The 20,457-nt window shown below is 62.0% G+C and carries 21 protein-coding genes; 7 read left to right on the top strand and 14 right to left on the bottom strand.

Going from position 1 to position 20,457, the window contains the following annotated elements:
• Position 1: 1 nt before the first annotated feature.
• The 6 genes from OPC11_RS02395 to OPC11_RS02370 all read right to left on the bottom strand — a co-directional run bounded on the left by OPC11_RS02395 (position 2) and on the right by OPC11_RS02370 (position 7,408).
• Positions 2-1,189, bottom strand: coding sequence for an ABC transporter ATP-binding protein (locus OPC11_RS02395; protein ID WP_264780898.1), 1,188 nt, complete (start codon positions 1,187-1,189; stop codon positions 2-4).
• Positions 1,190-1,195: 6 nt separating this feature from the next.
• Positions 1,196-2,131: a carbohydrate ABC transporter permease gene (locus OPC11_RS02390; RefSeq protein ID WP_007977623.1), complete on the bottom strand. Its 936-nt coding sequence runs from the start codon at positions 2,129-2,131 to the stop codon at positions 1,196-1,198.
• Positions 2,132-3,124 carry a sugar ABC transporter permease gene (locus tag OPC11_RS02385; RefSeq protein WP_007977621.1) on the bottom strand — a complete coding sequence of 331 codons (993 nt, stop codon included), beginning with the start codon at positions 3,122-3,124 and terminating at the stop codon, positions 2,132-2,134.
• 2 nt (positions 3,125-3,126) lie between these two features.
• Positions 3,127-4,584, bottom strand: a complete 1,458-nt coding sequence (locus OPC11_RS02380; protein WP_264780897.1) for a substrate-binding domain-containing protein — start codon at positions 4,582-4,584, stop codon at positions 3,127-3,129.
• Positions 4,585-4,915: 331 nt separating this feature from the next.
• Complete coding sequence (locus OPC11_RS02375) at positions 4,916-5,902, bottom strand: aldo/keto reductase (RefSeq protein ID WP_007977617.1); 987 nt, start codon at positions 5,900-5,902, stop codon at positions 4,916-4,918.
• A 60-nt stretch (positions 5,903-5,962) separates the two neighbouring features.
• A complete protein-coding gene (locus OPC11_RS02370; RefSeq protein ID WP_264780896.1) occupies positions 5,963-7,408 on the bottom strand; it encodes a DUF6498-containing protein in 1,446 nt (481 codons plus the stop codon).
• Between the two features lie 132 nt (positions 7,409-7,540).
• Here OPC11_RS02370 and OPC11_RS02365 point away from each other — a divergent pair, with 132 nt between their 5' ends.
• Entirely contained in the window at positions 7,541-8,341 is an 801-nt protein-coding gene (locus OPC11_RS02365) for a hypothetical protein (protein ID WP_264780895.1), read from the top strand.
• Positions 8,342-8,354: 13 nt separating this feature from the next.
• On the opposite strand, the gene OPC11_RS02360 is transcribed toward OPC11_RS02365, so the two are convergent.
• Complete coding sequence (locus tag OPC11_RS02360) at positions 8,355-9,416, bottom strand: TrmB family transcriptional regulator (protein ID WP_007977611.1); 1,062 nt, start codon at positions 9,414-9,416, stop codon at positions 8,355-8,357.
• 637 nt (positions 9,417-10,053) lie between these two features.
• Positions 10,054-10,800 (bottom strand): PAC2 family protein, encoded by a 747-nt coding sequence (locus OPC11_RS02355; RefSeq protein ID WP_007977609.1) that lies wholly within the window; start codon positions 10,798-10,800, stop codon positions 10,054-10,056.
• A gap of 111 nt (positions 10,801-10,911) precedes the next feature.
• Here OPC11_RS02355 and OPC11_RS02350 point away from each other — a divergent pair, with 111 nt between their 5' ends.
• The gene (locus tag OPC11_RS02350; RefSeq protein ID WP_264780894.1) at positions 10,912-11,901 is read left to right on the top strand and encodes a mechanosensitive ion channel family protein; all 990 of its coding nucleotides are present in this window, start codon (positions 10,912-10,914) and stop codon (positions 11,899-11,901) included.
• Positions 11,902-11,903: 2 nt separating this feature from the next.
• On the opposite strand, the gene OPC11_RS02345 is transcribed toward OPC11_RS02350, so the two are convergent.
• Together OPC11_RS02345 and OPC11_RS02340 are read right to left on the bottom strand one after the other, a co-directional pair.
• Positions 11,904-12,302 carry a universal stress protein gene (locus tag OPC11_RS02345; protein ID WP_264780893.1) on the bottom strand — a complete coding sequence of 133 codons (399 nt, stop codon included), beginning with the start codon at positions 12,300-12,302 and terminating at the stop codon, positions 11,904-11,906.
• 35 nt (positions 12,303-12,337) lie between these two features.
• Positions 12,338-13,699 carry a 5'-nucleotidase C-terminal domain-containing protein gene (locus OPC11_RS02340; protein WP_264780892.1) on the bottom strand — a complete coding sequence of 454 codons (1,362 nt, stop codon included), beginning with the start codon at positions 13,697-13,699 and terminating at the stop codon, positions 12,338-12,340.
• 82 nt (positions 13,700-13,781) lie between these two features.
• On the opposite strand from OPC11_RS02340, the gene OPC11_RS02335 reads away from it, so the two are divergent.
• From OPC11_RS02335 to OPC11_RS02325, 3 genes are all read left to right on the top strand, one after another.
• Positions 13,782-14,021 (top strand): DUF5816 domain-containing protein, encoded by a 240-nt coding sequence (locus OPC11_RS02335; RefSeq protein WP_007977605.1) that lies wholly within the window; start codon positions 13,782-13,784, stop codon positions 14,019-14,021.
• Positions 14,022-14,123: 102 nt separating this feature from the next.
• Positions 14,124-14,447, top strand: coding sequence for a hypothetical protein (locus OPC11_RS02330; protein WP_264780891.1), 324 nt, complete (start codon positions 14,124-14,126; stop codon positions 14,445-14,447).
• A gap of 106 nt (positions 14,448-14,553) precedes the next feature.
• Positions 14,554-15,042, top strand: coding sequence for a DUF309 domain-containing protein (locus tag OPC11_RS02325; protein WP_264780890.1), 489 nt, complete (start codon positions 14,554-14,556; stop codon positions 15,040-15,042).
• Between the two features lie 28 nt (positions 15,043-15,070).
• On the opposite strand, the gene OPC11_RS02320 is transcribed toward OPC11_RS02325, so the two are convergent.
• Entirely contained in the window at positions 15,071-15,403 is a 333-nt protein-coding gene (locus OPC11_RS02320) for a HalOD1 output domain-containing protein (protein ID WP_264780889.1), read from the bottom strand.
• A gap of 134 nt (positions 15,404-15,537) precedes the next feature.
• A complete protein-coding gene (locus tag OPC11_RS02315) occupies positions 15,538-15,837 on the bottom strand; it encodes a hypothetical protein (RefSeq protein ID WP_264780888.1) in 300 nt (99 codons plus the stop codon).
• 319 nt (positions 15,838-16,156) lie between these two features.
• Here OPC11_RS02315 and OPC11_RS02310 point away from each other — a divergent pair, with 319 nt between their 5' ends.
• The gene (locus tag OPC11_RS02310) at positions 16,157-16,963 is read left to right on the top strand and encodes a succinylglutamate desuccinylase/aspartoacylase family protein (RefSeq protein ID WP_264780887.1); all 807 of its coding nucleotides are present in this window, start codon (positions 16,157-16,159) and stop codon (positions 16,961-16,963) included.
• Here OPC11_RS02310 and OPC11_RS02305 read toward each other — a convergent pair whose 3' ends face one another.
• Both OPC11_RS02305 and OPC11_RS02300 read right to left on the bottom strand, forming a co-directional pair.
• The gene (locus OPC11_RS02305; protein ID WP_264780886.1) at positions 16,964-17,413 is read right to left on the bottom strand and encodes a UPF0179 family protein; all 450 of its coding nucleotides are present in this window, start codon (positions 17,411-17,413) and stop codon (positions 16,964-16,966) included.
• A gap of 53 nt (positions 17,414-17,466) precedes the next feature.
• Entirely contained in the window at positions 17,467-17,853 is a 387-nt protein-coding gene (locus OPC11_RS02300; RefSeq protein WP_264780885.1) for a DUF5820 family protein, read from the bottom strand.
• Positions 17,854-18,384: 531 nt separating this feature from the next.
• Between OPC11_RS02300 and OPC11_RS02295 the strand changes: the two genes are divergently transcribed.
• Positions 18,385-20,457, top strand: a complete 2,073-nt coding sequence (locus OPC11_RS02295) for a serine protein kinase (RefSeq protein WP_007977590.1) — start codon at positions 18,385-18,387, stop codon at positions 20,455-20,457.

Below are 20,457 nucleotides of genomic sequence, written 5' to 3'. Positions count from 1 at the left end.
CTCAGTCGTCCCCCTCCGCTTCGGTGCCCGTCGGTTCGGTTCCGACCGAGGAGAACTCCAATCCGTGAGCGATGGCGTCGCCGCTTTCCGTGTCGAACAGGTGAAGGTGTTCCCGGTCGAGAATCACTTCGACCTCCTCGTCGGTGTTGATGTCCTTATCGGGGTCGACGCTCATCAGCAGTTGGTGGGAGTCGTCGGCCTCCGCGTCGATATCCTCCGGACTCACGCCGCCCGTGAGCAGGTAGACGAATATCTCGTCGCCCATCGGTTCGAGCACGTCCGTCCGGGCGGGGATGGGGTCCGTCGGGTTCGCCACGTCGTCGGCGTCCTCGACGAGATACACGTCCTCCGGACGGACGCCGAGCGTCAACCGGTCGTCCGAGGCAACCCCGTTCAAGTGGCTCGGTTCGAACTCGACGTGATAGTCATCCGTTTGGAGTCCGTTCGAGTCTATCGTCCCCTCCACGAAGTTCATGCTCGGCGAACCGATGAATCCGGCGACGAACAGGTTAGTCGGTTCGTTGTAGCAGGTGAGCGGCGGCGCGAACTGCTGCAGTTCGCCTTGATTGATGACCGCGACGCGGTCGGACATCGTCATCGCCTCCGCCTGGTCGTGCGTGACGTAGATGATGGTCGCGTCGAGCTCCTTGTGGAGCCGCTGGAGTTCGGTGCGCATGTGGACGCGGAGTTTCGCGTCGAGGTTCGCCAGCGGCTCGTCCATCAGGAACACCTCGGGTTGGCGGACGATGGCGCGAGCGATGGCGACGCGCTGGCGTTGACCGCCGGACATCTCGTCCGGCATCCGGTCCAGCATGCCTTCGAGTTGGACGATTTCGGCCGCCTGGTCGACCCGGCGGTCCACTTCCTCCTTCTCGAAACTCCTGAGCCGAAGGCCGAAGCTGATGTTGTCGTACACGTCCATGTGCGGGAACAACGCGATGTTCTGGAACACCATCGCGATGCCGCGGTCTTTCGGGGGGAGCGTCGTCACCTCCCGGTCAGCGATGGAAATCGTCCCATCTGTCGGAATCGTGAGGCCCGCGATGGTTTCGAGCGTCGTGGACTTCCCACAACCCGACGGACCGACGAGCGTGACGAACTCGCCGTCCTTGATGTTCAGATTCATGTCGTCGACTGCCGTTACATCGTCGTACCGTTTCGAAACGTGTTCGAGGTTAACTTCACCCATTGTGTATCACTCCTTCAGTGCGCCAGAGGTGAGCCCGCTGACGATTTTCTCCTGCGCGATGACGACGAGGATGGCGATGGGCAGGATGCCAACGATGCTCGCCGCCGCCATGAGGTTGTAGAACGATGCGTACTGGCCTTGGTAGCCAAGGATGCCCCACAGGATGGGGGCCCAGTGTTGTGCCTCCCCGTCCGTCATCAGGTACGAGAAGAAGAACTCGTTGTACACGTTGATAAACGTTAGCACACCCGCGGTGGCGACGCCGGGAGCCGACAGCGGGATGATGACGCGGAACAGCGCGCCCAGTCGCGTGGTGCCCTCGATTCGCGCGGCGTCCTCCAGCCCGTCCGGAATCTGGCTGTAGAACGTCGTCAGGATGAATATCGAGAGCGGCATGAACAGGGCGCTGAACGGGAGCAACAGCGCTCCCGGCGTGTTGTATAGCATCGGCGTGCTCAGCCCGAGTATCTCGATGTTCCCCGTGAACAGCCGGAACAGCGGGATGAGGAACGCCGCCGGTGGGAAGTACGAGATGGCGAGGATGAGCAACATGAGCGGCCCACGGCCGGGGAAGTCAAGTCGCCCGAACACGTAGCCCGCGAGGCTCGCGAGCACCAGCACGATGGCGGTGGTGAGCAGCGCGAGCACGAAGCTGTTGAACATGTAGACGTGGAACGGTAACCGCTGGAATATCTCCACGAACGCACCGGGATTGAACCCGTTCGGGAGCAGTCCCATCTGGGAGATTTGATTGCTCGGCGTCAGCGCGAGGACGAGCAACCAGTACAGCGGGAACAGCGTGGTGAACAGGAAGAACACCATGACGAGGTAGAACAACCCTCGGTAGGTGCTCTCCGGGTCCTGTATCGACCCTTTCGCCCACCGTCGGAACGGACCGAGGTTTTCGTCCGAGTCCGACGTGGTTTGTTCTGCTTGCGCCATCTAGATCCCCTCCGCGCTCTCGCGGAACTTCACGATGTACACCGTCACCACGATGCCGATGATGGCCGCCGTCACGAACGCGATGGCGGACGCCGTTCCGTACCGCCGGACGCTGAACGTCGAAACGACGAGGCAGGACAGCGACGGCACGGTCGAACACCCGGACATGGTTTGGATGAGGCCGTAAATCCGCATCGCCGCGATGGTGCGGAACAACATGGCCACCATGACCGTCGGGAAGACGAGCGGCAGCGTGATCATCTTGAACTGCTGCCACTTCGACGCGCCCGCGACCTTCGCCACGTCGTAGAGGCTCCGGTCGACGCTCTGGAGTCCGGCGAGGATGAGCAGCGCCATGAACGCCGTCGTCTTCCACACGTCGGCGACGATGATGATGGACAACGCCTCCGGGCTGTTGACCAGCGGCGTCGTCGAGAACCCGACCACGTTGTGAAGGATGTCGGCACCGAAGCCGATACCCGGTTGGAAGAGCAGGTAGAAGATCATCCCCTGAATGACGATGGGAACCGCCCACGGGAGGATGATGGCCACCCGCACCCACCGCCGACCGCGGAAGTCCTGGTCCAGCACGAGCGCCTGTCCGAAGCCGATGACGGTTTCGAGCAGGACGCTCGCGATGGTGAAAATGAACGTGACGATGAGCGCGCTTTTGAACGGATTACTGAGGTCGATGAACGGTTGCGGTAAGGCGACCGTATCGAGTTTCCCCGTCAATAGGTTCACGTAGTTTTCGAATCCGACGAACCCGCCGATTTGAGCGGGTCCGGTGATGCTGTCCGCGTGCAATGACATCTCGAACGTCCGCAAGAGCGGCCAGAAGGCGATGACGCCGAGCAACAGCAACGCGGGGAGCAAGAGCAGATACGCGAATTGCGTCTCGCTCAGGCTCTCGATCCAGCGAACTGCACCGGCGTAGGCACCCGACTTCGGCTGCTCCCGCAAGCCGTGTTCCGATGGTTCTTCAGTTGCCATGATTATTTGTTGTAGTTCTCGATTTCGGTCAACTGGCTTTTCAAGGTGGACATCGCCGATTCCGGCGAAGCCTCGTTGGCGTACGCCGCGTGCACCTGCTGGGCGATTTTACCCGACTCCTGCGGCCAAACCGCCGTGACGGGACGCGGCACCGCGTTCTGTCCGGCCACTCGAAGTTCGTCGACGTACCGGCCGATAACCGGCACCTCCTTTGCCTTCTTCGATTTGAGGAGTTCCGGCTCCGGCGGGAGCCAGCCGATGACTTCGAACAGCTTGAGTTTGAACGACGGTTGCATCATCGCCCGAATCACCTCGAAGACGGTTTCCCGCTTCGGCGAGTTCGGGTTCACGGTCACGTGCCACCCGCCGAGGGCCGCGGCGGGACCGCCCGTTCCCTTGTACTTCGCTTGATCGGGTTTGACGCCGTACGGAATCGGCATGACGCCGAGGTCCTTGCCGAACACGTCGTCGGCCCCGTTGATGACGATGGAGTACGGCCAGTTCCGGTGCATGACCGCGTGGCCGTTAGTGAACGGGGCACGCGACGTCTCCTCGGACCACGAGAGCACGGCGGTCGGTGAAATGCCGCCCTTGTATCCCTGCAACGTTCCGGGAGCGGAGGAGCCGTGAATGAACGTCCGAATCATCTTGATGGACTTGATGACCGGCTCTTCCGCCACCGTCACCGGACGCTTGCCGATGGGTCCGAACAGGTTATCGTGCGAACCAAAGTACGCGCCGCCCCACGAGGTCATGAACTCGTTGAAATCACAGCACGAGAGTCCTTCGTAGATGTCCGCTTGGAAGGTGAAGCCGTACTGCATGTCGTTTTGCTTTTTGACCTTATCCGTCACCTCGGAGAACTTCTTCCACGAGATGGATTCCGTTCCCCAGTTTTCCTCGTCGGGTTTGTACCCGGCCTCCTTTACGAGGTCCTTCCGATACTGCATCGTCGGAAAGTCGGGAAAGAGGGGAACTCCGTAGAGGTCGCCGCTGGTGGATTTCGCGGTCTGAACGCTGGCTTGGAAGTAGTCGTTTTCGACCTTCTTTACCAAATCTTGCGGCAGGTTTTCGCTGAGGTTCAGCACTTGCCTCCGAGCGATGAACGTCAGCGCCCACCCGCTGTCCATGAGCAACATGTCCGGCTCCTCCAAGTTGGCCGAGAGCCAGCGCTGGTACTGGGACTGGCGAACGTCCGTGTTGCTCGACCCGGCGAGAACTTCGACGTGGATGTCCTCCGACAGCCCGGCGTTGTGAAGCGCGTCGTTTATTTCTCCTTGTGCGTCCGCCGCGTCCGAGTCGGCGGCGAATTTGATGGTATTCGGGTCCGCGGGCTTTCCTTGACTCGTACAGCCGGCGAGACCGGCGGCAGTGCCGGAGGCTCCGACGGCCTTTACGAAGGTCCGTCGTGAGACGCCGTCTCGCCGACGGCCTCTATCACGTTCGCTAACACCCACCATGGTTTTCTAAGACGGAATTGCCGCATTTATAACTTTGGTGCGATTGACTACTGCCGTTGTTATATTTTATATACACGAATTATCACGTTCATGTTGCTTGTATCCCGGATAGGTAAAATCATTTGTGGACGATAACCATCATATATGGGTATTGTCGTTTGAAAACGGCAGCAAGGGTTGACTTCAAAAAATGAATGTGTTTCTACATGAATTATTTCGCCGTTGGTCTTCGGAATCCCGTTTCGTGCCGCCTTTCGGCCATTATCGCGGCAATTTTGGCCGTCGTCCAGGGTCTCAAACGGGTTTGTTTCTCCGACAAACGACGCACATATCAGATGTTCGCAATATCTCTGGACCAGACTGGTGCTTTCGGCGATTCGAGGCGCTCCAGTTCTTCGTCCGAGAGTGAGATGTCGAGGGATGCGACGTTTTCGACCAAGTGGTCCTCCGTCCGCGGGCCGATGATCGGCGAATCGACGACGGGTTTGTGGAGCAACCACGCGAGACTGACCTGTGCGGCCGAGACGTCTTTTTCCTCCGCGATGGCGCGAACCTCGTCCAGCACGGCCCAGTTCTCGTCAGTGAATCGCTCTTCCGTGTACTCGTCGCTGGCCGCCCGACCCTCCGTTACCTCCTCGTCGCGGTGATATTTCCCGGTCAGGAATCCCCCGGCCAGCGGCGACCACGGGATGACGCCGACGCCTTCCGCGTCACAGACCGGCAGGAGGTTTTCCTCCTCGTGACGGTCCACGAGGTTGTACTCCGGTTGCATGCAGGAAAACCGCTCGTAGTCCTCGACGTCACTTTCGTACAGCGCCTTCGTGAACTGCCACCCCGCCATCGTGCTCGCGCCGATGTAGCGCACCCGTCCCGTCTCGACGAGGTGATCGAGCGCGGAGAGCGTCTCCTCGATGGGCGTCGTCTCGTCCCAGCGGTGTATCTGGTACAAGTCGATGTAGTCGGTGCCGAGTCGGTCGAGGCTCGCCTCGGCTTGGTCCAGGATGTGTTTTCGGGACAACCCCTGCCCGTTCGGATAGTCGCCCATCCCGCCGAACACCTTCGTCGCAATCACGAGTTCGTCGCGGTTCCGTCCCTCGATGGCCTTGCCGACTATCTCCTCGCTCTCGCCGTGTGAGTAGACGTTCGCCGTATCGAGGAAGTTGATACCCATGTCCATCGCTCGGTCGAGGAGGTCGAGGCTGGCCGCCTCGTCGTTCATCATCCACGGCTGTTCGCTCCCGAAGTTCATGCAGCCGAGACAGAGCCGCGACACTTCCAGACCGGTGCTCCCGAGTTTCGTGTACTGCATTTCCGTCATGCTCGTTGAACACGTTCACGGAGCGGAGATAAAGGGCTGTGGGCGAACTATCGAGGAAGCTCACCAGTTCATCGCGGCGACCCAGAGGAGCGCCCCGAGAACCACGAGGAACGGCCCGCCGAAGAGGAGCGTGAGGAGGACGACGCCGCCCGCACCCATCTCGCCCGAGACGACCACACCGACCGGCACCGCGAGGAACGTGAGCGCGATACCTGCCGCGGCTACGAACATGGTTCTGTCGGGGTCCTTTTGCTCCGCGTCCGTCGCGGACAGGCCCAACCGCTCCGCGACGTCGGTGACCTCCTCGAACGGCCCGAGCGACGGTACGTGTCGTTCTTCGTCGGCGTCCCGCCAATCGAACGCGATGGTTCCGGTTCCGAGGAATCGGTCCACCACCCGCCGCGGTACCGAGGATTCCTCGATGTCGTCGATGGCGACCCGCCACTGTGGTTCGTCGAGCCAGCGGTCGTATTCGACGATTTCGTCGCCGTACCGCCGATACTCGACCGTTCCACGGCGGAGGTAGTGGCTTCCCATCTTCCCGAGGACGATGGGCGAAAGCAGCGCCACCCCGGCCGCCACGACGACCCATTCGAGCACTATCACTCCGAACGCGGTGAGGAGGACGGCGAGGTATCCCGTCCGACTCGCCAAGCCGGACACCCCCGGCACGATTCCGTCGGCGACGACGGCACGGGAATCGGGCCGAATTCGCTCGTCCGGCGTCCCGTCGGGCATCGACACCCGCTCTGGCGGGTCTTCGTTGCCGTCCGAGTCGAGCAGTCGTCCGACGATGCCGCCCGGTCGCTCGTCCGCGTACTCCGTTCGATAGTTGTGCACCTCGTGGGCGAGTTTCGCCGCGACGATGACGCCGACTCCGACGAGGCTCGCCGTCCGCGCACTCTCGATTACTCCCGCGACACCCATCAGGAGCACGAACACCGCCATGTGCCGCGCGGTCGCTTGTTGTGTCGCGCGTGGGGACGTCTCGGCGTATTTCTCCTCGCGGATGTACTCCCGATGGAACTCGACGCCCCGTCCGACCGCCATGCCGACCCCGCCGACCGCAACCGTCCGTATCAGTGCGGACGTCATCCGGTTCTGGAGACCGAGTTGGGCGAAAAGGAAGGCACCCAGAACGAGCCACACCAACAGCAGGACGTTCACCTGTGCGGCGGCGAACGGAACGTTTCGAACGTACGCCGGTGGGCCATCCCGCCAGAGGGATTTGCCGCCGCGTTTCTCCCGCAGTTCGGACAGCGGGAGGTGCCGGTCCCCAACCTCGGGCGACCGTCGTTGCGCGAACAGCACCTTCGGAACGGACCAGCAGGTAACGATTCCCATCTCGACCCAGTACAGCACGAGGACGGCGACAGGCGTCCAACCGAACGACAGGACGCCGACGACCGGGAACAGGTTCGCTCCCAGCAAGGGAATCACGGTGGCGACTCGTCGGAGCGCATCGCGGTCGATCATGTATTCGGCGGTTCGAAGGGTATCCGACACGACCCGATGTGATGGCTGGAGGGCATTTCGACCGATACTTACCAATCGACCGACGTATGGGTTGTGTTCGAACGGTCGTCGAATCGCCCGTCTCCCGAAGTTTCAACCTCCCGGCGTCCGAACCCCCTGCCAATGATTGACGGACTTCGAAAGTCTGAGTACACGGGTGAAAACCGCTGCTGGCCGTGTACCGTACTGAACACTAGCATTCTTCTTCTCGCGTGCGCGGGCGTAACTCGACTGCTGTCCGGAAGTCGCTCCCGTCGCTTCGGCGTCGCTTCGGCGCTCGGCGTCGTCGGTGGAGCGGGAATCGCGCTTCGGGGCTATCTCGTTCCCGGAACGCCTCAGTTCGCACCCAAACTCGTTTCGGCGCTCTCCCCGACGCCGCAACCACTCCAGCCACCCGCGGAGCCGGGGTCGTTGGCCGGTGAATCCGACGAGGAGACCGGCGAGCGCGCGCTCTCAGAACTCCTCGATGCGGGCGTCGTCCACGCCGTCGGCGAGAGCCTCCAACTGGACGAACGGTTTCGAACCGACTGGCGCGCGGAGATGGAATCCGTTCGAGAGGGCGACCTCGAGGCGGCGGTTCGTGCCGCGTCGTCGTCCTCCGTCAGCGTACAATCCGTCGATAGCGGGGCGTACATCGTCGTCTCCGCCGGTGGCGTGGAAACCGAGCGTTGGCTTTCGCGGCCGGTCGCCATCGCGGACGTCGCGGCGGTGCGGACGCTGGCCGAGTTCGACATCGACCGCGACGTCCGCGTGCAATCGGCGTCGGCGCTCCGCGCGTTCTGTCGCGACTGTCCGGTGTGCGATACCCCGCTCGAAGAAACCAGCGCCGACAGCTGTTGTGGCAGCGGGAGTTCCACCCCCCTCGATGCGCCCGACGACGTGCTGGCCTGCCCGGAGTGCGACCAGCGCGTTTTCACCTTCTAAGCTCGCTTCCCGCTCACCGCTCGTAGGCCGGTGGTTCGTCCGTCCCGATTCGGATTTCGTGCGCTTCGATGTCTTCGAGCGCGGCGACCTGCCCGCCAACGGTGACCGTTCCCGTCTCGGTTTCGACCGACATTCCCGCGACGCGCTCGCCGCCCTCGAAGGAGAAGCCGACGACCTTTCCGCGAACGATACGGTCGTTTCCGGATTCGATGTCGCGGCCCTTGATGGTCGCGTAGAACTCGCCTTCCATCCCTTGAATCTCCTTGACGCACCGACGAATGGAGGCGTATCGGCGCGGGAACGAACGCTTTTCGGCGTCCTCCGAGAGGGTTCGCTCGGCGGTCGTCCAGAGCACCGTGCCGAAGAAGCCGGACACGAGGAATCCCAGCGCGGAGCGGTTGAAGATGACGCCGTACCGGTCGCGGTCGTCGCGGAGGGCGTCCTGCGTCGCGTACATCGAGTATTCGCCGTCCGCCACCGCGATGACGGGCGTCGTGATTCCGCGGCGCGCGCGGGCGGTGGTCGCCACGGACTCGTAGTCGAACTCCGTCGGGTCGGGTGCTTCCGAGGCGGGCGTGACGAGCAGTTCGGTGCTCACGCCCGAGTCGATGGCCGCCGCGAGGTCGTCGGCGAACCGTTCGAGGAGGTCGGGCGTCAGCGACAGCGCGAGTTCGTACTCGGCCGCCTCGATGACGTCTTCGAGGTAACGGAGGATGGTCGAGCGGGATTTGACCAGCGAGACGGCTTCCGTATCCCGCGCCGGGGCGGTGTAGCGCTCTTCGAGTTCGGTTATCATCTCGCCGAGCGACGATTGCACGTCGGAGAAGGCTTCTTCGGGGTCGATGGCGATGACCTTCATCGGTCGGGATTCGCGGAGTTCGACCAGTCCACGGTCGCTCAGACTGCGAACGGTGTCGTACACCCGCGGTTGCGGAATGTCGGTGTGGTCCGCGATTTCGCTCGCCGTCAGTCGTCCGTGTTCGAGTACCGTGAGATACGCGTCGATCTCGTACTCCCCTAAGCTGAACCGTTCTCCGACTCGTTCGAGTGTCAGATAGAGGTCGTCGGAGCTCATTATGAAACGGGAATCCACGGAGGACTATAGAACCCCAGCTTTCGCTTCCACCTTTTACGACGGTCACAGGCCAGAGCGATGGCGAGTGCCATCGCTCTGGTCGGTTCCCTGTAAAAGCTGGACCAAAAGCACGACGCCACCCCACTTCCGTCGCTCCTTTCAGTCGCTCCGTCGGGGGTTCCTCGGCCCGCTCACGGCTTCGCCGTTCGCGGAGAGGTCGTTAGCACCCTGAAAGGACAGGTAGCCTATCGCTTCGCCGGTCGCTAGATTTCGGCGAGCGACCGAAGGGAGCGGTAGGCCAGTCACACAACCGACGGAAGTCCGCAATCGACACAACTGCCGAAAATCAGCCGATGACACAACCGCCAGAATGTCAGCAACCGACCAACCATCGAAAATCGGCGATTGAGACGACCACCAAACTTCCACCGGTAACACAGCCGCCAGTCGCTAGTACGCTCTCCGGAAAATCGAAGATTTTCCGGGCCGACGACCGAATGGAGACGAACGACTCGCGCCGCGAGTCGTTCGTCGAAATGAGGAAGGGGTGCTTTTGATGAACGTTTTACAGAGAGGCGTTGGGCGGGCGTGGTGACTCACCACGCCCGCCCGATACCGACCGTCGTAAAACGTTCTGTTACATGTACATCCGGTCGTCCGGTCGTTCTCTGTCCCCGGCCGATTCCACACGCTGGGCGAGTTCGGCGTAGTACTCGCCGACTTCCTCGGCGAACGCTTCGAGCGGGTCCGTGTCGATGGTCAGTCCGTACACGTCACGGACGGCATCGATGAGGCGGAGCGCGGCCTCGACGTCCGGCGTCTGTGCGTGGACGGGGGTGACGAACACGCCGGTCGCAAGCGGCGTGTCGAGTCCGCGAGCGATGAGGGTCGCGTTCACGCCGTCGAGGAATCCGCGACCCATGCCGGGGATGTCCGTGCCGTCGAGTCGCTTCTCGTGGAAATCATCGGTGGCGATGGAGAAGACGCGGTGTTCGTCGGGACCGTGCGGGACGGGAATCCCCGAGAGGACGGCTATCTCCTCGACCCCGTGCTTCGCCGTCCAGTCGAGAATCGCGGTGGCGAAGGGGTCGGCGGCCCAGACGGGAACGAACAGTTCGCCGACGAGGATGGTCAGGTCGAGGTCCGACCGCGAGAACAGTCGCGTGTGGTGGCGCGGACGCCCGTTCTCGAACGGCGTAATCGCGGGCAACTGCTCGGCCGTGATGTGGCCCATCTCTTCGAGGTCGAGTTGCTCGACGAGGTAATTCGCGGCGGTCAGTCCGGCGAGACCGAACTCGGAAAACCCGGCGAGGAGGGTGCCGCTCGGCTCCTCGTGGTGGCTGATTTCGAACGTGGCCCGGGGGCGATGTGATTCGGACGTCATACGTTCGAATTGTCGCGGCGTGACTTAGTTTTCGCCACTATTTTTCCCGGGAACGACACGTCAAGCGTCGAAATGCGGGGGTTTTACTTGGTCGGGTGAGACGGAAGACTCATGCCGACGACCGGTACAGCGATTGATGGTATTCTCCGTTGGTTCGGCGCCATCGGAGCGTTCGAAGTCGCCACGAACGTTACCGTCACGAACGTCCTCCTCGCAGCCCTGTTCGTCCTCCTCGGCTGGTACGTCTCGCAGTTGGTCGTCAGCCTCGTCGGGCGGCAGGTCGCCCGCCGGTTCCGAAGGCCGAGTATCACGAAGACGGTCCTCCGCGGGATTCGCGGGATCGTCCTGTTCTTCGCCGTCGCGCTCGCGGCAGCACAAGTGGGAATCAGGGCGTCCAACCTCCTGCTCTCGGTCACGGTGTTCTCCGCCACGGTCGGTCTCATCCTCGCACCCATCATCGGGAGCGTCATCAACGGACTGTTCCTGCTGGCCGACCAACCCTACGAAATCGGTGACCTCATCGAGTTGGTGGACACCAGCACCCCGGACGGTGGAACCCGCGGCTACGTCGAGGACATCACGCTCCGGTACACGAAAATTTTCACGATGCAAAACACGTTCCTCGTCATCCCGAACGCGACGATGCGCGAGCGGGACGTGGTGAATTATTCGGCCGAGGACACGCGTTCGAGGCTTTCGCTCCAGATGCAAGTCACCTACGAGGGCAACCTCGACGAGGCGCGAGCCATCATGGAGCGGGCGGCCCGCAACACGCCGGAGGTCGTCGCGTCGGGGCCGGACATCCGTATCGGGAGCGCCCGCTATCCGAGCGACCCCGTGGCGCAGATACGGGATTACGCCGACCACGGCGTTCTGCTCGAACTCCGCTACTGGGTGAAAGACCCGTACTACATGCGCCGCGTCCACTCGCACATCATGGAGCGAATCTGGGAGGAAATCCAGGATGCCGACGTGGAAATCGCGTACCCCCACTCGCACCTCGTCTTCGACGATACGAGCGGCGTCGCGCGGGTCGCCGTCGAACGAGAACCCCAGCAGCGAACGCCCCCCTCCCGACCGGTCGAGTTCGACGAACGCTGACGCTATCCCACCGTGATAAGTTCGCAATCCACTTTCTCGCTGAGGAAGGTCTCGATGTCGGGGTCGTCCACCAGTCGGCGAATCGCACGCCGCCACCGACCGACCTGCTTGCGTCCGATGACCACCACGTCGGCGCTCGTCGCGGCGATTTCATCCAAAATAGTCTCCTCCACGAGAAAGCCGTCGCGGACGACGTATCTGGCGTTTCTGATGCGACCGAAGGCCTTCTCGACGGTTCGTTTCAGGTCGGTGCGTCGCACTTCGCTTCCGCGGTGATACAGATTCACGTGCAACACGGTGAGGTCGGCGTCTCGCTCTTCGGCCACGCGAAGAGCCTCGGAGAGCGTCCGACGCGAGTGTTCCGAAAGCGGATAGCGAACCGGAACGAGGACGCGAGTCATATCGAGTCGGAGGTGGTGCACCCGGGAGAACCTTACTATCTTTGCGCGATGCGACCCTCTATCTCGGGGTCGATGCCGAACCGACGGGCGTAGTCGGCCAGCACCTCGTACTGTACGTCTCCGGTTTCGACGTGGTGGTCGATGTCGAGCGCGGGGAACTCCCGGTCGCTGTGCAGGAGGTACTCGGTCGTCGCGAGGCTGTAGGTCGCGTCGTCCCGAATCTCGCGTCCGGCGATGGTCGCGGATTCGAGCGCGTTCTCCGCCCGGTTCCAGACGAGTTCGACCCCGCTCAGGTGACCGTGCCACCAGTCGTGTTCGGCGAACCCGATGGTCGGGTCGTGAGCCTGCCGGAACACGTCGAGGAGTTCGTCACCCGAGAGTTCCGCGACGACGACGCGCTCCTGAAACGGCAGAACGCTCACGAGGTCACCGACGGTCACCTCGCCCGAAAGCGGGTCGCCTTCGCGGATTCCGCCGCTGTTTTGCAGGCCGACGGCCGCGTCGGTCGCCCAGCGGTAGGCGTCGGCGACGAAGTTCCCGATTCGACTCTCGCCGCGGAAGGTCGTGGTTTTGGTTCGTTCGATGGGGTCGTCCACGCTCGCGACGACCGAACCGAGTCCGGCCGACTCCTTTCGTTCGTACAGCCGACCGGCCACGTCCTCGTTCCGCGGTGCGTCCGCGACGCGGTGTCGGGTCACGGTCGGTTCGGACCCGCCGTCGAAGGCCACTTCGAGGAGGACGTGGCCGTTGACACCCGGACGGGTAACGAGCGTCCCGTTCAGCTGTTCCACCCGCTCGGAGTGGACGTGTCCGCCGAGGATGACGTCGATATCCACCGCGTCGGCGAGCGCTTCGTCGCCGCGGCCGAGGTGAGAGAGCGCGACGACGATATCGACGCCCTCGTCTCGGAGACGGGAGACGGTTCGTTCGGCCGCCGCTATCGGGTCGGTGAACGTCAGTTCGCTCGCGTTCGGATTTATCGACGCCGTTTCGGGCGTGGTGACGCCGAAGAATCCGACCCGGGTACCGCCGATATTTCGGGTCGCGTACGGCGCGGTTCCGGCACCGGCCGCGAACCGGTCGTCCCCTTCGCGGACGTTGACGGTGAGCCACGTCTGGGGGGAGCGCCGGACGAGTTCGCGGGTGCGGTCGATTCCGTAATCGAAGTCGTGGTTGCCGAACGTCCCGAAATCGGGGGAGATAGCGTCGAAGAAATCGAGGGCTTGCCGCCCCTCGGTGACGAGCGAGAGGACGCCGGGGGCGGTGTTGTCCCCGGTTCCGACGACGACGGTTCGGTCGTCGCGTCTGGCGTCGATACAACCCGCCAGTCGGCCGAGTCGGTCCGGGTCGTCGTAGACGTTCTCGATGTCCGAATAGTGGAGGAGCCGGAGGGTCATTGCCGACGTGTCTCAGGGAGGAGACAAGATACCTTCGATACGTTCAACATCCCTAAATCGATGGGCCGACAAGGGGTGGATAATGACCACAGCGACGACGCCGGATGACGAAACCGTCTACATCAACGAGTCGGAAGGAACTCGCGGGTCGAAAGGTCCGTTTTTCGTCGTCTATCGCTCGCCCGAGCACGAACGGCGCTACGGCTACTTCTGTGCGAACTGCGAGACGTTGGACAACGCGATGGATTCGATGGGCCGCATCGAGTGCAACCGGTGTGGAAACCTCCGCAAAGCGACGGAGTGGGACGCGGCACACGAGTGACCGCCGTCCGGTAGGCATCCGTTTCGATATTTTGAATAGAGGGTGACATTTGTTCGAATCCGCAAGAACATTTATTACGTATTGTGTGTTACGTTCACATGGATGGCCCCTGTTAGCACACCACCGACCAAGGAGGCCAGGTCGATTTTCAACAGCCTCGGATACGAGGTATTGGACGACGGAGACGAATTTCGCGCCAGACGAAAGTGGCGCGAGGTACGCGTTTCCGCCCTCGCGGATTCCGGGGAGACTCCGAAATATGGGACGCTACGTTGCTTCGTGACGTGGACGGAGAACGCGACACGACTGCGAAAACGGATTCGGGATTCGAACCCGGACTACGAGTGGGCAGTCATCGCGGTCGATGAAAGTGGCGACTACGAAGTCGCGCGAGCGCCGCCGAGCAAAGCGGTGGTTGCGCAGTAGGGACCGAACGAATCGAGCGAAAACGAGTATCGATTTTTCTCGACGCGTCGAGGACGACCAGTACCAACACACAAACGACTGGACCACCAACGACCAAGCGACCGCAATGGACGACCACACACGCGACCCGACCGCCGACCCGCCACCGACCGGCCGACTCCCGTCGGGATGGCTCCCGGAGCGAGACTGCTGGGAACACGGAACGCTTCGAACGGCGGTGGTTCACGGCGTGCGACTGTTCAACGCCGGGGAGTTCCACGAGAGCCACGACTGCTTCGAGGACGAGTGGTACAACTACGGCAACGGGTCGGTCGAGAGCGCGTTCCTCCACGGAATGGTGCAGGTCGCGGCGGGCGCGTACAAACACTTCGACTTCGAGGACGACGGCGGCATGCGCTCGCTCTTCGAAACCGCGCTTCAGTACCTCCACGGCGTTCCGAGCGACTTCTACGGCGTGAACGTCACCGACGTGCGAACGAAAATGACGAACGCGTTGGACGACCCGACGGTGCTCCACGGGTGGAAAATAGAACTGGACGGGGAACGGCCGACGGCGACCGACGCCGACTACGACTACGCTGACGGTCTCGACTGACCGCGGCGACATCAGGTACCGGCCGACGCTACTCGTACACCGAAATCCAACCGTTGCTGTTGACCGTGATTCGGTAGTCCCCAAATTGGAATTCCACGGTTCCTGCTCCGTCTCGACTCTGCCCCGAAATGTTGGGTGCAAAGAACGCGTCTTCCAGCGCGGCGACATCGACGCAATCGTACAGAACGGGGTCTTTCAGGTCCGTGGGTGAAATTCCCTTCGTGTCGGCGATGGCCTCGACTATCGTCGTCGTGAGGTCATGTTTGCCATCCCGTTCGTACCGCGTTTGGTGGACGAGGGTGCGTTGCACATCGTCGCCACTCTCGGCGTTATCGTCGTTGCCCTCACTTGTTCGCGTCATCCATCTCACTCCGTGCGTGGGATTCCTGTTGCATGTCGAGGCTCGCACCCGCGCCCGCCAGCGCCGCCAACACTTGCTGTGCGTTGGGTCCCGGTCGAATCACTTCAGTCGATTTCTCGAACGTGATGACGCCTTCATCGACCAGTTTCGGAACGTGGGCGTGGTACAGCGAGGCGTAGGTCCGTTCGACTTCCCCCCCCCGGGACTTCGTGTTCCGGTAGGTTCATCTCCCAGGACGTGATTTTCGTGGCGATGTCGGTCAGTTCCCATTGGGTTTTGGATTTCAGCGTGTACACGAGATATCGGCGTCGTGACTCCGCGAGCGCCTGAAAGACGTGATTTAGCTCCAGAACGTCTTCGGATAGCTCCGGTAGTTCGGCATCGGAAAAACTCTCCGATGCCGTTTCGGTGTCGTCCGGCGTATTGTCTCCCATGTCGTATAGATATTTGTGAACTGTTGTATAGCTTGTGCGGCGATTGTGACCCCTTACTCGATAAATCGCAAGCGTTGGTCTCGATATCTCGGTAATAACGAAAGGTGATAGAATCGATTAATATCAGAATGGTTGGGGTAGCTGGTCAAGGGAGATGCACCGAGAAACCGAGCATCGTTCGTTCAGCGCCGCACGTGAATGGCGTCGGACGGCGGCGATGCCTGACGTGCGACGGTAGCGGTCATCCACATCCCTTCCCCTTTTGCCGCGAAATAGCGAGTGTAAAGCGCTTTCAAGCTTCGACACCTGACTTCGGTAAATGCGAATCGAGCAGTTAGGTGAAGGAACGCCGGAAGTGGCAGTCGTCGCCGGGATTCACGGCGACGAGCCGTGCGGTCCGAAGGCGGTCGATAGACTGCTGTTGGAGGACCCGGACGTGGAGCGGGCGGTGAAGGTCGTCGTCGTCAACGAGCGCGCGCTCGAACGCGGCGTCCGGTACGTCAACGAGGACTTGAACCGCGTCTTCCCCGGCGACCCGAACGCGGAGACGTACGAGCGGCGGTTGGCGCACGACTTGGTGTCGGAGCTACGGGACTGTACGGTCCTCTCGCTTCACTCCACGCAATCGTACGCGAGGCCGTTCGCGCTCGTGGACCGGGTGAACGCGGTCGCGCGGTCCATCTGTCCGTACCTGCCGGTCTCACAACTGGTCGAGACGGACAAGTTCACGAAGGGAAAACTCATCTCGCATCCGCACACGCTGGAGGTCGAGTGCGGCCTGCAAGGGTCTCCCGAGGCGGTCGACCACGCCTACGACCTCGTTCGCGGGTTCCTCGCGGGAACGGGTGCCCTTCCGTTGCCGGAGGGCAAAAATCCGGTCGATGCGGGCGAACAGGACGAGGTGGAAGTGTTCCGGATGGACCAACCGGTGCGGAAAAACGGCGGTACGGAGTTCGAAGTGTTGGTTGAGAACTTCCAGCGGGTCGAGCGGGGAGAGCCGTTCGCAACCGCCGACGGGGACGAACTGGTCGCCGAAAACCCGTTCGTTCCGGTGTTGATGTCGGCGTACGGCTACGAGGACATCTTCGGCTACACGGCGGAGTACATCGGCGTGCTGGGGAACTGATTACTCGTCCGTCTCGTCGAACTCGACGAGCGTCAGGTCGCGGTCCAAGTGGCAGTAGTCGTGGGGAGGGTCCCCGACGATTTTCGAAATCCGGTACTCCTCGTCGAAGTCGGCACCGGTGGGTTCGCAGAACTCGTGGCTCGGGCACTCGACGTGCGGGCACGGCCCTTCGAGTTTCGCGTTGCTCCCGGCGTAGGCGTTCCGCGCGGAGACGTTGGCGCGGACGGTCGCCGGTTCGACTTCGACGGCGCTCACGCCGTCGTCGTGGACGCCACAGGGGAGCGTCTGTGCGCCATCCCTGACGTCCGTGACGCGATATTTCATCCCCTCGGAGAGATTGAGACACTGGTTTCTGTAGGGACAGCCCTCGCAGGCGCTGGCTTCGCCCTGATAGACGAACTCCTGACCGACGTCCGCGAGGCGGGTTCCGACGAGCGTGATGGTGGACATAGGCGGGCGTAGGTGTGGCCGCCGGTTAAGCCTCTCGCCACGACGAAATCCCGCTACTCGGTTCGTCCGGTCAACTCGTCCAGTTTGTCGAGGTACGCCTCGCGCGGAACTTGATACCACGACCGGTAGTCCACTTCGCCGCGGTCGAACTCGTCCGCGAGCGCGACGGCGGCCTCCAATGCTTCATCGCGCGAGGAGAACCGCGGCGTCCGCGGCAAGGCGACCTCCGGTTCGAGGAAGAACTCGAAATACCACGAGTCGGTCGCCCGGCGCTCCTGCGGTGGCCGATTCGGGGTCCCTTGCGTGAGATACAGCGTCGGCATACACTCCGGCGGGAACTGCCGCGTGTCGAACACGTCCGGTCGGTAGGCGAGGATGCACCGGCCGTTCGGTTCCTCGTTCCAGACGACCCACGACTCGGGGAGGTTCTCGATGGACACGAACGGCGGTTGGCGGCGGACGGGTGTAAGGGTTGTCAGTCCACGAGCATCGACCTTGCATATAAAGGGTGGGTTCGGTGTGATTTTTCACAATGGCCGATTTGAACGCTACAGGCCCACTCGTTCGTAACTTCGGGTCTTTCGGATGCTTAATCTATATCAAAAGAATCTTGTGCATGGGCAACAGTTATATATGGCCTCGTCCTATCCATTAAACAGTATCGGGTGGTAGCAGTCCGCACGGTACACGGTCTCGAACCATACGCTTCCGGGTGGATGGGTTTCGCTGGAATACGCCGACTGGTTTCCGAAGCGGTGGATGGCACGCACAATGATCCCGCGATTGACGCAGGAGTTACTGCGGGCGCGCTCGCCGTCGCCCGACAAGCCCCGCCGGAGAGCAATCGCGGTGTTCCGACCGACACAACTTTGTGAATGCGTGTCGACTACGTACTTCCCGCCGGTATCGGGCCGCCCGGTCGGTCTCTCTCTCCCTTGGTCCATACGAAGTCCCAAACAATGCGTGATACAATGAAAGGTGACATCGAAACGCTGGACGACCTCAGCCGCAGTTACCAGGAATCGATGCCGGAAGACCTCCGTGAAACGAAGTCCTTCGACTGGTACCTCCGAGAGGTATACGAAGACCCGAAGGTAGCTAGAAACGCCCACCAGCGAGTCGCCGATATGTTCGACTACTACGGCACGGAGTACGACGAAGACTCCGGCGTCGTCGAGTACCGACTCGCGTCCGAAGACCCCATATTCGACGGGGAGAACACGTTCTACGGGCGTGAAATCCACCGTGCGATTCACGAGTTCGTGAACAAGGTGAAGAGCGGTGCGCGCGGGCTCGGTCCCGAAAAACGCATCAAGCTCCTCCTCGGACCGGTCGGGTCGGGTAAATCCGACTTCGACCGACAGGTCCGCAAGTATTTCGAGGACTACACCCTCCACGACGAGGGGCGACTGTACACCTTCCGGTGGACGAACCTCTGTGACGTCATTCCGGACCAGGACCCGTCCGACGACGAGATTCGGTCGCCGATGAATCAGGACCCGCTCGTCCTGCTGCCGCTCGAACAGCGCCAGCGCGTCATCGACGACATCAACGAGGAGTTGGACGCGCCGTACACCATCAAAAACGAGCAGGCGCTCGACCCCGCGAGCGAGTTCTACATGGATTCGCTGCTGGCCTACTACGACGACGACATCAAGCAGGTGCTCGAGAACCACATCGAGATATTCCGCCTCGTCGCCGACGAGAACAAGCGCCAGTCCGTCGAAACGTTCGAGCCGAAGGACAAGAAGAACCAGGACGAGACGGAGTTGACGGGCGACGTCAACTACTCGAAGATCGCCATCTACGGCGAATCCGACCCGCGCGCGTTCGACTACTCCGGCGCGTTCTGTAACGCGAACCGGGGTATCTTCAGCGGTGAGGAACTGCTCAAACTCCAGCGGGAGTTCCTCTACGACTTCCTGCACGCCACCCAGGAACAGACCATCAAGCCGAAGAACAACCCGCGGATCGACATCGACCAGGTCATCGTCGGCCGGACGAACATGCCCGAGTACCGGGACAAGAAGGGCGACGAGAAGATGGAGGCGTTCAACGACCGGACGAAGCGCATCGACTTCCCGTACGTCCTCGAATACGAGTCCGAGGCCGACATCTACCGGAAGATGCTCCGCAACGCGGACGTGCCCGACGTGCACATCGAACCGCACACCCTGGAGATGGCAGGGCTGTTCGGCGTGTTGACCCGCATCGAGGAGCCGGACACCGAGATGGTGGACCTCCTCCAGAAGGCCAAATCCTACAACGGCGAAATCGAGGACACCGACGACATCGACGTGAAGAAACTCCGCGAGGAAGCCGAGGAGAAAGCCGACATCGGCGAAGGGATGGAAGGCGTCTCCGCGCGGTTCATCGGCGACGAAATCGCGGAGGCCATCATGAACTCCACGCACCGGAGCCGCGGCTTCCTGAGTCCGCTGTCGGTGTTCAACCACTTCGAGGAGAACTTGGAGAACCACGGGTCCATCCCCGAGGAGAACTTCGAGACCTACTACCGCTACCTCGAAACGGTCCGCGGAGAGTACCGCGAACGCGCCATCGAGGACGTGCGCCACGCGCTCGCCTACGACATCGACGAAATCCAGCGGCAGGGCGAGAAGTACATGGACCACGTGATGGCCTACATCGACAACGCCACCGTCGAGGACGAACTCACGGGGCGCGAGCAGGAACCCGACGAGAGCTTCCTGCGCGCCGTCGAGGAGAAGTTGGAGGTTCCCCGCGACCGCAAGGACGACTTCCGGCAGGAAGTGTCGAACTGGGTGTCGCGGCGCGCCCGCGAGGGGCAGGCGTTCGACCCGCAGGACAACGACCGCCTGCGCCGCGCCTTGGAGCGCAAACTCTGGGAGGACAAGAAACACAACATCAACTTCTCGGCGTTGGTGTCGGCGAACGAAATGGACAACGACGAACAGAACGCGTGGGTGGACGCGCTCATGGAGCAGGGCTACTCACGCGAGGGCGCGAAGGAGGTGCTCGAATTCGCCGGGGCGGAAGTCGCCCGCGCCGAAATGGAGGAGTGA

The organism is Haladaptatus sp. T7 (genome assembly GCF_026008575.1).
GTDB lineage: Archaea > Halobacteriota > Halobacteria > Halobacteriales > Haladaptataceae > Haladaptatus > Haladaptatus paucihalophilus.
This window is presented reverse-complemented; position numbering and strand designations above follow the sequence as displayed.